Annotated in this window: 10 protein-coding genes, 12 tRNA genes, 1 riboswitch and 1 other annotated feature (1 of these 24 running past the window's edge); of the genes, 18 read left to right on the top strand and 4 right to left on the bottom strand. The window is 45.8% G+C overall.

Features of this window, described 5'->3' with window-relative positions:
* The 15 genes from IGI86_RS15710 to IGI86_RS15640 form a co-directional block, all read left to right on the top strand.
* Positions 1-37 (top strand) — tRNA-Asp (locus IGI86_RS15710); it begins 40 nt to the left of the window's first position.
* A gap of 1 nt (position 38) precedes the next feature.
* Positions 39-109: transfer RNA gene (locus IGI86_RS15705), tRNA-Gly, on the top strand.
* Positions 110-126: 17 nt separating this feature from the next.
* Positions 127-200 (top strand) — tRNA-Ile (locus IGI86_RS15700).
* A 21-nt stretch (positions 201-221) separates the two neighbouring features.
* Positions 222-309, top strand: a tRNA-Ser gene (locus IGI86_RS15695).
* A gap of 10 nt (positions 310-319) precedes the next feature.
* Positions 320-391: transfer RNA gene (locus IGI86_RS15690), tRNA-Glu, on the top strand.
* Between the two features lie 12 nt (positions 392-403).
* Positions 404-493: transfer RNA gene (locus IGI86_RS15685), tRNA-Ser, on the top strand.
* A 66-nt stretch (positions 494-559) separates the two neighbouring features.
* Positions 560-633: transfer RNA gene (locus tag IGI86_RS15680), tRNA-Met, on the top strand.
* A 39-nt stretch (positions 634-672) separates the two neighbouring features.
* Positions 673-746, top strand: a tRNA-Asp gene (locus tag IGI86_RS15675).
* An 8-nt stretch (positions 747-754) separates the two neighbouring features.
* Positions 755-827 (top strand) — tRNA-Phe (locus IGI86_RS15670).
* 7 nt (positions 828-834) lie between these two features.
* Positions 835-905: transfer RNA gene (locus IGI86_RS15665), tRNA-Gly, on the top strand.
* A 16-nt stretch (positions 906-921) separates the two neighbouring features.
* Positions 922-995: transfer RNA gene (locus tag IGI86_RS15660), tRNA-Ile, on the top strand.
* A 15-nt stretch (positions 996-1,010) separates the two neighbouring features.
* A tRNA-Glu gene (locus IGI86_RS15655) sits at positions 1,011-1,082 on the top strand.
* Positions 1,083-1,173: 91 nt separating this feature from the next.
* Positions 1,174-1,255, top strand: a riboswitch (SMK box riboswitch).
* Positions 1,253-2,437 (top strand): methionine adenosyltransferase, encoded by a 1,185-nt coding sequence (gene metK, locus IGI86_RS15650; RefSeq protein WP_005233362.1) that lies wholly within the window; start codon positions 1,253-1,255, stop codon positions 2,435-2,437. (Overlaps the previous riboswitch by 3 nt.)
* A gap of 66 nt (positions 2,438-2,503) precedes the next feature.
* Positions 2,504-3,961, top strand: a complete 1,458-nt coding sequence (locus tag IGI86_RS15645) for an MDR family MFS transporter (RefSeq protein ID WP_086298745.1) — start codon at positions 2,504-2,506, stop codon at positions 3,959-3,961.
* Between the two features lie 22 nt (positions 3,962-3,983).
* Positions 3,984-4,763, top strand: coding sequence for an alpha/beta hydrolase (locus IGI86_RS15640; protein ID WP_086316636.1), 780 nt, complete (start codon positions 3,984-3,986; stop codon positions 4,761-4,763).
* A 24-nt stretch (positions 4,764-4,787) separates the two neighbouring features.
* On the opposite strand, the gene IGI86_RS15635 is transcribed toward IGI86_RS15640, so the two are convergent.
* From IGI86_RS15635 to IGI86_RS15625, 3 genes are read right to left on the bottom strand one after another with little or no spacing between them, the layout of a single operon-like run.
* Positions 4,788-5,366 (bottom strand): tRNA (mnm(5)s(2)U34)-methyltransferase, encoded by a 579-nt coding sequence (locus tag IGI86_RS15635; protein WP_176273436.1) that lies wholly within the window; start codon positions 5,364-5,366, stop codon positions 4,788-4,790.
* Positions 5,341-6,324: a TIGR01212 family radical SAM protein gene (locus IGI86_RS15630; protein ID WP_430617532.1), complete on the bottom strand. Its 984-nt coding sequence runs from the start codon at positions 6,322-6,324 to the stop codon at positions 5,341-5,343. Before IGI86_RS15630 ends, IGI86_RS15635 begins: the two co-directional genes overlap by 26 nt.
* Positions 6,325-6,338: 14 nt before the next feature.
* Positions 6,339-6,989: a phosphatase PAP2 family protein gene (locus IGI86_RS15625; protein WP_086372401.1), complete on the bottom strand. Its 651-nt coding sequence runs from the start codon at positions 6,987-6,989 to the stop codon at positions 6,339-6,341.
* A gap of 291 nt (positions 6,990-7,280) precedes the next feature.
* Here IGI86_RS15625 and IGI86_RS15620 point away from each other — a divergent pair, with 291 nt between their 5' ends.
* Positions 7,281-8,804, top strand: coding sequence for a LysM peptidoglycan-binding domain-containing protein (locus IGI86_RS15620; protein WP_430617531.1), 1,524 nt, complete (start codon positions 7,281-7,283; stop codon positions 8,802-8,804).
* 42 nt (positions 8,805-8,846) lie between these two features.
* Positions 8,847-9,066, top strand: a binding site (T-box leader).
* An 86-nt stretch (positions 9,067-9,152) separates the two neighbouring features.
* Positions 9,153-11,567 carry a leucine--tRNA ligase gene (gene leuS / locus IGI86_RS15615; RefSeq protein WP_144331056.1) on the top strand — a complete coding sequence of 805 codons (2,415 nt, stop codon included), beginning with the start codon at positions 9,153-9,155 and terminating at the stop codon, positions 11,565-11,567.
* 106 nt (positions 11,568-11,673) lie between these two features.
* On the opposite strand, the gene IGI86_RS15610 is transcribed toward leuS, so the two are convergent.
* Positions 11,674-11,904 carry a hypothetical protein gene (locus IGI86_RS15610; protein ID WP_005233376.1) on the bottom strand — a complete coding sequence of 77 codons (231 nt, stop codon included), beginning with the start codon at positions 11,902-11,904 and terminating at the stop codon, positions 11,674-11,676.
* A gap of 220 nt (positions 11,905-12,124) precedes the next feature.
* Here IGI86_RS15610 and IGI86_RS15605 point away from each other — a divergent pair, with 220 nt between their 5' ends.
* The gene (locus tag IGI86_RS15605; RefSeq protein ID WP_008382014.1) at positions 12,125-12,424 is read left to right on the top strand and encodes a DUF5960 family protein; all 300 of its coding nucleotides are present in this window, start codon (positions 12,125-12,127) and stop codon (positions 12,422-12,424) included.
* The last annotated feature ends 16 nt before the right edge of the window (positions 12,425-12,440 follow it).

The raw sequence follows: 12,440 nt of genomic DNA, 5'->3' as shown, positions 1-12,440 counted from the left end.
CAGGAGGTCGCGGGTTCGAGTCCCGTCCAGACCGCCATGCGGGTGTAGTTTAGTGGTAAAACCACAGCCTTCCAAGCTGTTGTCGCGAGTTCGATTCTCGTCACCCGCTTTAGCTTTTATTTTTTGGGGCCTATAGCTCAGCTGGTTAGAGCGCACGCCTGATAAGCGTGAGGTCGATGGTTCGAGTCCATTTAGGCCCATCAAAATGTAGTCATACATTTGGGGAAGTACTCAAGTGGCTGAAGAGGCGCCCCTGCTAAGGGTGTAGGTCGGGAAACCGGCGCGAGGGTTCAAATCCCTCCTTCTCCGTTTTTTTATTGGTCCGTTGGTCAAGTGGTTAAGACACCGCCCTTTCACGGCGGTAACACGGGTTCGAATCCCGTACGGATCATTTTTTACTTTTGGAGGATTACCCAAGTCCGGCTGAAGGGAACGGTCTTGAAAACCGTCAGGCGGGTAAAACCGTGCAAGGGTTCGAATCCCTTATCCTCCTTAACTGTCTCTTTTGTTGCGAGCAAAAGAATCACAGTCCTTTAATTACTGAAAAGTAATTACTTATCGCGGGATGGAGCAGTCTGGTAGCTCGTCGGGCTCATAACCCGAAGGTCGTAGGTTCAAATCCTGCTCCCGCAATCGCTTTGTTTAACGGCAAAGCAGCAATACAAAGCTTCTGGTTTGGTAGTTCAGTTGGTTAGAATGCCTGCCTGTCACGCAGGAGGTCGCGGGTTCGAGTCCCGTCCAGACCGTTGTTTTTGGCTCGGTAGCTCAGTTGGTAGAGCAATGGATTGAAGCTCCATGTGTCGGCAGTTCGATTCTGTCCCGCGCCATAGGAATGCGGGTGTAGTTTAGTGGTAAAACTACAGCCTTCCAAGCTGTTGTCGCGAGTTCGATTCTCGTCACCCGCTTTGCATTTTTTATTTGGGGCCTATAGCTCAGCTGGTTAGAGCGCACGCCTGATAAGCGTGAGGTCGATGGTTCGAGTCCATTTAGGCCCATTACATTTTCAAACTGGTCCGTTGGTCAAGCGGTTAAGACACCGCCCTTTCACGGCGGTAACACGGGTTCGAATCCCGTACGGATCATGCAAACACTCTTGAGAGTGTTTTTTTATTACCCAAAAATGATCTTTTTTATCATTTTTCAACTACGAAGGGTCAAAATTTGTTATAATCAGTCCGTTGCAAGTTCCCGAAAGGATTCGCAGCTGCGAAGATGCCTTGTAACCGAAACATATATTAGGGGGAATACAAAAATGACAGAGAAACACTTATTTACATCAGAGTCCGTTTCAGAAGGACACCCAGACAAAGTAGCCGACCAAATCAGTGATGCCATCTTAGATGCGTTGCTTGCCGAAGATCCAATGGCTCGGGTTGCTTGTGAAACGTCAGTTACCACCGGATTGGTTTTAGTTTTTGGAGAAATTTCTACTTCTGCTTACGTAGATATCCAAAAAGTCGTCCGTGAAACCATCAAAGAAATCGGCTATACACGAGCAAAATTCGGATTTGACGGCGATACGGTTGCTGTTTTAGTAGCGATCGATGAGCAATCACCAGATATCGCTCAAGGCGTTGACGATGCTTTAGAAAGTCGGGGAGAAACGGATAAAGAAGATATCGGTGCCGGTGACCAAGGCTTGATGTTTGGTTTTGCCGTTGATGAAACACCTGAATTGATGCCTTTACCAATCGCATTGAGTCATCGGTTAGTCCGTCGATTAGCAGAGTTGCGTAAAAACAATGAACTAAGCTACTTGCGTCCAGATGCAAAATCGCAAGTAACTGTTGAGTATGATGATAACGATCAACCACAAAGAGTGGACACCGTCGTTATTAGTACCCAGCATGATGATGCGGCTGATAATGAAACGATCCACCGTGATGTCATTGAAAAAGTGATCAAAGAAGTGATTCCTGCCGATCTTTTAGACGAGCAGACAAAATATTATATTAATCCTACTGGTCGTTTTGTGATCGGCGGTCCTCAAGGGGATGCCGGTTTGACAGGCAGAAAAATCATCGTTGATACTTATGGCGGCTATGCTCGTCATGGTGGCGGTGCGTTTTCTGGAAAAGACGCAACCAAAGTTGACCGTTCAGCCAGCTATGCGGCTCGCTACATTGCCAAAAACATCGTAGCAGCAAAGCTAGCCAAAAAAGTGGAAGTCCAATTAGCCTATGCGATCGGTGTGGCACAACCCGTGTCGATCAGCATCAACACTTTTGGTACAGGAACCGTCAGTAACGAGCGCTTGATTCAAGCGGTGCGGGAAAACTTTGATTTGCGACCAGCAGGAATTATTGAAATGTTAGATTTGCGCCGTCCGATTTATCGTCAGACTGCCGCTTACGGACATTTCGGTCGTACAGATATCGATTTGCCATGGGAACGCACCGACAAGGTGGCGGCACTTTTGGCAAGTGTGAAGGATTAAAAGAGGCGACCTCTATTGATGACTATCAATAGGGGTTCTTTTTTTTGGAGTAAAAGGAGGAGTTACATGCGAACCAATGTAAAATTAGTCACTATTGCGGTCTTTGTCGCAACGTTTATGACCGCGATCGAAGGAACGATCATTACGACAGCGATGCCTACCATCGTTAGTTCATTGAAAGGAATCGAGATCATGAACTGGGTCTTCTCGATCTATCTTTTGACCAGTGCGATGTTGACCCCGATCTACGGCAAGTTTGCCGATAACATCGGCCGCAAACCAGTCTTTCTATTTGGTACGCTGCTGTTTATTATCGGGTCGGCTTTTTGTGGGATGGCCAACACAATGTTGACGTTGATCATTGCCAGAGCATTGCAAGGATTAGGCGCAGGGGCCATGATGCCCGTTGCCCTAACGATCATTGCGGACCTGTATCCCGTTGAAAAGCGGGCGAAAGTCTTAGGGCTCAATAGTACTGCTTGGGGGATCGCCAGTGTCGTTGGTCCCTTAGCCGGTGGATTGATCGTAGATACGATCGGGTGGCATTGGATCTTCTTTATCAACGTGCCCATCGGATTAGGGTTGATCGCCTTAATTTGGTTTTATTTTCATGAAGAAAAAAAGGCCTTTGCTGCAGTCAACATTGATTATGCAGGCAGTCTCTTGTTGATGTTGACGTTAGTAGGGCTCCTGCTAGGCTTCCAATTGCTTGGAGATTATGGGGTAAGTCTGCCTGTTATCGGTCTGTTCGTTTTTTCTGTCCTCACGTTTATCGGCTTCATTCGTGTGGAGAAAAAAGCAGCAGATCCGATTATTGATCTGAAGCTGTTCCACTCAAAATTGTTTGTGGTGGTCAACATCGTAGCAGCTTTGGCTAGCGGCTTCCTGATGGGGATCGATGTTTATATCCCAATGTGGATGCAAGGGGTCTTAGGCATGAGTGCGGGGATTGGCGGGCTTGTGTTGGCACCGTTGTCGATTTTATGGATGATTGGTTCCTTCTTAGCCAGCCGTTGGTTGACACAGCACAGTGTCAGCTGGGTCTTGACGGTTAGCTTGTTGATCACGGCTACCGGTGCTTTGTGGTTGTTTTTGACACCGGCACAGACTTCATTCTGGTTGTTCTTGGTGATTTCTTCTATTACGGGCGTCGGATTAGGGGCAACGATGGTGGTTTGTACCGTTACTGCCCAAACCAGCGTTGCACCCACCCAAGTCGGCGTGGCGACTTCTTTTAATACCCTGCTGCGAACGATCGGGCAAACCATTATGGTGGCGGTCTTCGGTATCGTTTTAAACACCAGCAATAGCGTGGGCTTGGCACAGGCGCAAGTCACTGATAGCAGTGTCATGAATCAGCTGGTAGATCCAGCCGCCGCGCGTCAGCTGCCAACAGCCTTATTAGGGCAATTACGGGAGATTCTTTATAGCGGTCTACACTGGGTTTTTGGGATCGGTGTTTTGTTGATTGTTTTAGCGATTGGTTTGACCCGCACGATTTCGCGAGAATCTGGTACAATATAAAAAAAGGATCGCAGGTGATTGTATGGCTTTTTTACAAGCAAATATCTATTCAAATGTTCTTGAAATGGAGGTAATGATCGATGTGATCTTGCCTCAAAGTACCAAGAAAAAAATCGGCACCCAAAGCCAATCGACGGGCACAGATCTCCCGGTGCTTTATTTATTGCATGGGATGAACGGAAATCATAGTGTCTGGCAGCGACGGACGTCAATCGAGCGATATGCCGCAGAGTATCAACTAGCGGTCATCATGCCGTCTACAGATCTGGGCTGGTATACCGATACGACCTACGAAATGAAGTATTGGACATTTATCGCCGAAGAATTACCACAAATTTGTCATGAACTGTTTCCTCAACTGACGCAAAAACGAGAAAAAACTTTTGCAGCAGGTCTCTCGATGGGGGGCTATGGTGCAGTAAAACTTGGGCTGCGCAAGCCTGACCAGTTTGCGGCGGTAGCGTCTTTGTCTGGCGCGTTAGCGCTGGCTGAAAGCATGGATTCCTTGCTGCAGCTGCGAAGCCAAGCTTATTGGGAAGGAATCTTTGGCCCTTTAGAGCAATTCAAAGGGTCAGAAAATGATTTGATCCATCTGATTGAGACCATCGATCCAAGCACCGCGCCGCGCTTTTTTATTAGCTGCGGAACCGAGGATCAACTGTACCCGGCAAGTGAGTATGCGGTGGACAAGCTGCAAAAACGCAAAATAGCCGTAACGTTTGAATCGGGAACTGGGGATCATGATTGGAATTTCTGGGATCAATGGATCCAACGAGTCCTGCAATGGCTTTTTAGTGAATAAAAAAACCATCAGTCGATCGACACCTTAACGTGCCGAGGACTGATGGTTTTTTCGTTCGATACAAAATAAGATCGGCGGCTGGTTGCGCTGATTGATAAATTGATAGGAAAGGACATTGTATTCCTCTTGCGGCAGCTGCTGACAAAAGGAGTGGACTTCTTTCAGCTCTGCTTCGCCGCCAGCGTGTCCATAATAGCAGACGAGGATGATTCTACCTTTCGGGGCTAAACGTGTCAGTAAAGCTTCTAAAGCCGTTTTCGTTGTATCAGGCAGCGTGATGATCGCTTTGTCCCCTTTCGGCAAGTAGCCTAAATTGAAAATGGCGGCGTGAACCGGACCGCTCACAACATCTGCCAACGTCTCATGGCCTTGATGGATCAGCTGGACTTGCGCCAACAGCTCTTTTTCAGTCAAACGTTTTTTGGTGGCTTGGAGGGCTTGTTCTTGAATATCAAAAGCAAACACCTGACCAGTCGGCCCAACTAAGGAAGCCAGTAATTCCGTGTCAAAGCCGTTGCCCATCGTGGCATCAACAGCGGTATGTCCCGGTTGCACAACTTCTTTTAAAAGGGTGTGGCTATAGCGCATGGCGGTCGGCAGCATTGACAAGCTCCTTTCGCACGTTGAATTTCCCTTGATAGGAGTTGCGGCGTAGCATTTCTTGATCAATCTCATTCAAGACTTCCCATTTTTTCAAACTCCACATTGGACCTACCAGAGAATCCCATGGTGCATCGCCTGTCAAGCGATGAATGATGATCTCTGGGGGGATTATTTCTAACTGATCGCAGATCAATGACACATAGGTATCGCGCCGCATCAATTGCAAACGTCCCTCATGATAATCCCGCAGCATCCGAGTATTGCGCATCAAATGCAGCAGGTGCAGTTTGATGCCTTGGATATCAGAATCTTGAATGGTGCGTCGGACGTTTTCTTGCATCATCTCGATCGTCTCGCCTGGCAGGCCATTGATCAAATGGGTACAGACACGAATATTGTGTTTGCGCAGGCTGGCGACGCCGTCTAAGTAGGTTTGATAATCATGGGCGCGGTTGATGGCATTGCTCGTGGTTTCAAAAGTCGTTTGCAGTCCTAATTCGACCCATAAATAAAAGCGTTGATTGAGCTCTGCCAGATAGTCAACGACATCTGCTGGTAAGCAGTCTGGTCGGGTCCCAATGGAGATCCCGACAACACCAGGTAGTTTCAGTACTTGCTCGAAGCGCTCGCGGATCACTGCCACCGGTGCGTGGGTGTTCGTAAAATTTTGAAAATAGACAATGTATTTGTCCACTTGCGGCCACTTTTTGTGCATCATGGCGATCTCTTTTTCAAACTGCTCTGGTAGCGGGGCTTCAGGTGCTACGATCATATCGCCAGAGCCGGACACACTGCAAAATGTACAGCCGCCTTTGGCAACGGTGCCGTCACGATTGGGGCAGTCGAAGCCCGCATCGATGGGAACTTTAAAGATTTTTTCGCCAAATTCTTGCCGCAAAGCAAAGTTCCATGAATGGTATCGTTTGTTTTTATCTTCTGCATAAGGAAATGGATTCATTTTTTTACCTTCTTTTATAATTGTTTACGCGTGAAGCGCCAGACAAAACGTTTTTGCAAGTAGTAAGGGTAGGTCAACAGTAGCCAAGACAGGCCGACACAAAAACCGCCTAACACATCACTGGGAAAATGCACGCCAACATAGATGCGGCTGATGCCGATACAACTGATCAATAGGCCTAACAGAATACGGAGTCCCCATTGCCAAAAAGGCTGCTTGAAGAAAACCGGGACCAAGAAGAGCAATGTCCCATAAAAAACCATACTGCCTGTCGAGTGTCCGCTGGGGAAACTAAAACTTGATTCCGTGACTAAGTGTTCAAGGGTTGGTCGCTCCCGTAAAAAAACCAGTTTGATCAATGGATTAAAGAGCCCGGCAATCCCGATGGTGCCGATACTGAGCCATAGTGCTTCTGTATAATATTTATTGATCACTAAAACGGCTAAAACAGCAAGAAAGAGCAAGATGATCGTGGTAGGATTCGCAAATTTTGTGACCCATAGAAAAAACGGTGTCCAAAACGGATAGCCGGTACGGATGATGCGAGTCAAGGTTTCGTCAAAGGAGACCAACCAAGTAGGATAAAATTTCACGAGATAGCCGAGAAAAACGAACAGCAGTAAAAAGCAACTGCCGGCAAATTGAAAATAAAGTTTTTTATGCATGGAAAAGCCTCGTTTCTAGAGAATTTCTGCCCCTTCAAGCAAAGAGACATCTAGAAGGTATTATAGCATTTATCGCAAGACGGAAAAAGCAGGGAACCATTCAGGGAGCATCCCACTGCCAAGGAATATTTTTCGTTGGGTTAAATACAAACTCTTCATTTCAATAAATGTTCGTTTGATTACAAAGAGTTTACAGTTTCTGAAATCGGCTCAAATACCTTTTATAAATTCTTAAGAAATTGTATACTAAACCTACGTTCACTATAAGGAAAAAACGGAGGAATAACGGACATGAACACGAGTCAATCAAGAAAAGTACATCGTCAAGCAGACCAATCGGGCGATAAGTATCGAGTGATCAAAAAAAGTGCAGTTGTTTTAGGAACGACACTGACTGCTTGCTCTGTTGTAGCTCCATTGGTGTCATCGGTTCAAGCAGAAGCCGTAGAGACCTCGATCGCCCAAGTTTCTACTAGCAATTTTGCCGCGCCGAATACTTCCGCATTTATTGCCGAAATCGCTACTTACGCTCAGCCCGTGGCACAAGCCAACGATTTATATGCTTCTGTGATGATCGCACAAGCCATTTTAGAAAGTGGTTGGGGCCGAAGCAGTTTATCAAAAGCACCGAATTATAATCTATTCGGGATCAAAGGCAGCTACAACGGTCAAACCGTTTATATGAGTACTTTGGAGTACTTGAACAATCAATGGTTGACTATGAATGAACCCTTTAAGCGCTACCCATCATACACGCAATCATTCGAAGATAACGCACGTACTTTACGCTCAACCTCTTTACAAAGCGGCGTTTCATATTATTCTGGCGCTTGGAAAAGCAATACGACTTCATATCTTGATGCAACCGCATGGCTAGCAGGCCGCTATGCGACTGCACCCAATTATGCTTCTTCCCTGAATGCAGTGATCCAACAATTTGGTTTGACGCAATACGACACACCTGCTTCTGGCAATGCCGGTGGTGGTGCCACAGCTAGCGCATCAACCAATACTACGACTACAACGGCGGCTGTCAGCACGAGCGGCAGTCAAACGTATACAGTCGCTTCGGGCGACTCTGTATGGTCGATCGCTAACAAATATGGCATCTCCATGGACCAGTTGCGCAGCTTGAACAACATCAAAAATGATTTTGTTTATCCAGGGCAAACGTTGAAAGTCAACGGCAGCACCCAAAGCACTTCGGCAACTTCTACGGTATCGATCGTCAATCGTAATACTTCAGCAACTACATCAGGCAACACCTATACCGTAGTTTCTGGTGATTCAGTCTGGTCGATCGCCAATAAACATGGGATCTCAATGGATCAATTCCGCAGTTTGAACAATATCAAAAATGACTTTGTCTACCCAGGACAAAAAGTTGTCGTCAGCGGTGGTTCGTCTACGAATACCAGCAGTACCACGACCGTCAGCACTGCATCAACTGCTAGCCAAAGCAGTGGCGGTACCTATACAGTTGCAGCGGGTGATTCAGTCTGGTCGATCGCCAACAAACATGGGATCTCCATGGATCAATTTCGCAGTTTGAACAATATCAAAAATGATTTTGTCTACCCAGGACAAAAAGTTGTCGTCAGTGGTAGTTCCGCAACGAGTACAAGTACAACAACGAGCACGACCGTCAGCAGCCAAACCAGCAGCAGTGCTGCAGGCAACACCTATACGGTGGCAGCGGGTGATTCCGTTTGGGGGATCGCAGATAAGTTTGGCATCACGACGGATCAATTTATTCAATGGAACAATATTCAAAATAACTTTATTTACCCAGGACAAACAGTTAGGGTAAAATAGATTGCTATTCCTAATGATTTTTGTTAGGATAAGTGCAAAGAAACTTTCACGTTTGAGAAGGAATAGTAGAATTACGGTGGGACTTTTAGAGAGTGCATGGTTGGTGGAAATGCACAGCACACCTTTCGAACTCGTCTTCGAGTGATATCTGACTGAACCTGATTTGGCTAGGCAGATACGGCGATGGCCGTTAAAACATCGAGGTCTGCTTTTTTGAGGAGCAGATAAACTTAGGTGGTACCACGTTGATAACGTCCTATAAAAATCATAGCGATTTTTATAGGACTTTTTTTAAGTTTTGCTGGTTGATTTGACGAGCAAAGCACCAATTTTTAGGAGGAGTCCATCGTGAATTACAATCACAAAGAAATCGAAAAAAAATGGCAAAAATATTGGGCAAAGAAAAATGAGTTCAACACCCATGATGAGCCGGACAAACCAAAATTTTATGCGCTAGATATGTTCCCATATCCATCCGGACAAGGATTACATGTCGGACATCCAGAAGGCTATACGGCTACGGATATCTTGAGCCGCTTCAAACGCAGCCAAGGGTACAATGTACTGCACCCAATGGGCTGGGATGCCTTTGGTCTGCCTGCCGAACAATATGCACTAGATACAGGAAATGATCCAGCGGAATTTACGAAGAAAAATATTGAGACCTTCCGCCGTCAAATCAATGCGCTAGGGTTCAGCTATGACTGGAATCGTGAAATCAATACGACAGATCCTGAATATTACAAGTGGACGCAATGGATCTTTACCAAGCTTTATGAAAAAGGGTTAGCTTATGAAGCCGAAGTTCCGGTAAATTGGGTACCAGAGCTTGGAACTGTGATCGCCAATGAAGAAGTCATTGACGGCAAGAGCGAACGGGGCGGCTATGATGTGATCCGCAAACCGATGCGCCAATGGATGCTAAAAATCACGGCATATGCTGATCGTTTATTGGACGATTTAGAAGAAGTTGATTGGCCAGAAAGCATCAAAGAAATGCAACGCAATTGGATCGGACGTTCTGTCGGAGCCAACGTAACGTTTAAAGTGGCAGGGATGGAAAAAGACTTTACCGTCTTTACGACTCGACCAGATACCTTGTTTGGTGCGACCTACGCTGTATTGGCACCAGAACATGAGCTAGTGGCCCAAATCACTACCCCAGAACAAAAAGCAGCCATTGATGCCTATGTAGAAGAAGCATCGAAAAAATCTGATTTGAACCGAACAGATTTGGCCAAAGAAAAAACCGGTGTCTTCACTGGTGCCTATGCCATCAATCCCGTGAATGGCAAAGAGATCCCGATTTGGATCGCCGATTACGTTTTGGCTTCTTATGGAACAGGTGCGATCATGGCGGTTCCTGCCCATGACGAACGTGACCACGAATTTGCCAAAACATTTGGCTTAGAGATCATTCCTGTATTGGCAGGGGGCAACGTGGAAGAATCTGCCTATACCGAAGATGGACTGCATATCAATTCAGACTTTTTGGATGGGCTAGACAAAGAGACAGCCATTGAAAAAATGGTCGCATGGTTGGAAGAAAACCATGTTGGGAAAAAAGAAGTCAGCTATCGTCTTCGCGATTGGTTGTTCTCTCGCCAACGGTATTGGGGTGAACCAATCCCAATCATCCATTGGGAAGATGGGACGACCACAGCGCTTTCTGAAGATCAGCTGCCATTGCGTTTGCCAAAAACCGACAATATCAAACCAAGCGGTACTGGGGAATCGCCATTAGCTAATGTCACGGATTGGGTCAATGTCACCGATCCAGAAACTGGGAAAAAAGGACGTCGCGAAACCAATACGATGCCACAATGGGCAGGAAGCTCATGGTATTTCTTACGCTTTATCGATCCTCATAATAAGTCTGTTTTGGCAGACTATGATAAATTGAAACGCTGGATGCCAGTCGATATTTATATCGGTGGGGCGGAACACGCTGTCTTGCATTTGCTTTATGCTCGCTTCTGGCATAAATTCTTGTATGATATCGGTGTCGTACCAACGAAAGAACCATTTGAAAAATTGTTCAACCAAGGGATGATCCTTGGGGAAAACAATGAAAAAATGTCGAAATCCCGCGGCAACGTCGTCAATCCAGATGATGTCATCAATCAATACGGTGCAGATACTTTGCGTCTATATGAAATGTTTATGGGACCATTGGATGCATCGATCGCCTGGAATGAGAATGGCCTTGAAGGCAGTCGCAAATTCTTGGATCGCGTGTGGCGCTTGATCGTCGATGAAAATGGCAAAATGCGCGACCGCATCACGACATTCAACGATGGAAAATTGTCGAAGGTGTATAACCAAACGGTTAAAAAAGTGACGGAAGATTATGAACAGCTGCATTTCAATACAGCGATTTCCCAATTGATGGTCTTCGTCAATGAAGCGTATAAAGCTGATGCCTTACCTTACGAGTATGTCGAAGGATTTGTGCAGCTATTGGCTCCAATCGCACCGCATATCGGTGAAGAGCTCTGGTCGATCCTCGGGAATGACCATGGGATCTCTTATGTGCCTTGGCCAACCTATGACGAAAGTGCCCTAGTGGAAGATGAGATCGAAGTCGTCTTTCAAGTCAACGGCAAAGTTCGTGCTAAAGCAATGGTTCCAGCAGACGCAGAAAAAGCTGTGCTTGAACAATTGGCCCAAGAAAACGAACTTGTCCAAGAACAGCTGCAAGGAAAAACAATCCGCAAAGTGATCGTCGTACCCAATAAATTGGTCAATATCGTTGCAAACTAAACGCTAAAAAAGTAGCTGCCTAACAGGTCAATGGTCTGTTAGGCAGCTTTTTGGTAGCGACAAAGAAAAAAAGTGTTACTGAGTGGTTCTCAGCAACACTTTTTTGTTATTTTTTGCGAATGATACCATAGAACAAAGCGGCTGTTGCGACCAATGGAATCAAGATCACTAGTAGAAAGCCGTTTGGATACGTAGCGCGAGTGAAAATTTCTGATGAAGCATCACTTCCGCCAAATAGATGATTGGAAATCATGAACTGAGCCATCATAGCAACGATTGCGACAAAACCAATTGCAGCACCAGTACCGACGAATAATTTTTTCTTTGCGTTGTTCATTACATTTGCCCCTTTTATAGTCTCTATGTATCATTATACAAAATTTGGATACGTGTTCAATCTGATTTTGTCAAATAATTGATTCGTAATACACTTGAAATGTTTCTGACATATTTAAGCGCTAAAAAAGCCAAATTTCCGCTTGTTAGCGATCATATTATTCGCTGATCCTCACAGACTCTCGTATAATAAAGAAAGAGAAAAGAAAGAGGGGACTTACATGGAGTATCAATCATTTGAAGGCCAAACGGCTTTTTTTGAAGATTATGCACGGATTGCCAAACCTGGCTATGAAGAAGAGGCAGTCACTGCCGATGTCTTGGAACAGTTGAATCAACAATTAACAGAAGAAGAGCTGTTTTACCGTTTAGCAGCCGAAGATGCCAAAGAAGGGCAAGTCTTTTTGTTTCCTTTCAGCAAGCGAATGTTTACCGAAGACCTTGACGCTGCCATTTCAACAGAATTCCGTTATGATGGCGCACCCTATGTCTATGAGACTTACGAAGATGAACAACCTTAATCACACAGGAAAAAAG

Origin of the sequence: Enterococcus sp. AZ188 (assembly GCF_050544075.1) — a bacterium.
Lineage (GTDB): Bacteria > Bacillota > Bacilli > Lactobacillales > Enterococcaceae > Enterococcus_D > Enterococcus_D entomosocium.
The sequence above is the reverse complement of the archived record's forward strand: the minus strand, read 5'-3'. Positions and strand labels throughout refer to the sequence as shown.

What these genes read in the sequence shown, in the direction of transcription:
- IGI86_RS15645 (WP_086298745.1), top strand. Translation starts at nt 2,504, where the DNA reads ATGCGAACCAATGTAAAATTAGTCACTATTGCGGTCTTTGTCGCAACG.
- IGI86_RS15625 (WP_086372401.1), bottom strand. Translation starts at nt 6,989, where the DNA reads ATGCATAAAAAACTTTATTTTCAATTTGCCGGCAGTTGCTTTTTACTG.
- IGI86_RS15640 (WP_086316636.1), top strand. Translation starts at nt 3,984, where the DNA reads ATGGCTTTTTTACAAGCAAATATCTATTCAAATGTTCTTGAAATGGAG.
- IGI86_RS15635 (WP_176273436.1), bottom strand. Translation starts at nt 5,366, where the DNA reads ATGCTGCCGACCGCCATGCGCTATAGCCACACCCTTTTAAAAGAAGTT.
- IGI86_RS15605 (WP_008382014.1), top strand. Translation starts at nt 12,125, where the DNA reads ATGGAGTATCAATCATTTGAAGGCCAAACGGCTTTTTTTGAAGATTAT.
- IGI86_RS15610 (WP_005233376.1), bottom strand. Translation starts at nt 11,904, where the DNA reads ATGAACAACGCAAAGAAAAAATTATTCGTCGGTACTGGTGCTGCAATT.
- IGI86_RS15630 (WP_430617532.1), bottom strand. Translation starts at nt 6,324, where the DNA reads ATGAATCCATTTCCTTATGCAGAAGATAAAAACAAACGATACCATTCA.
- IGI86_RS15620 (WP_430617531.1), top strand. Translation starts at nt 7,281, where the DNA reads ATGAACACGAGTCAATCAAGAAAAGTACATCGTCAAGCAGACCAATCG.
- metK (WP_005233362.1), top strand. Translation starts at nt 1,253, where the DNA reads ATGACAGAGAAACACTTATTTACATCAGAGTCCGTTTCAGAAGGACAC.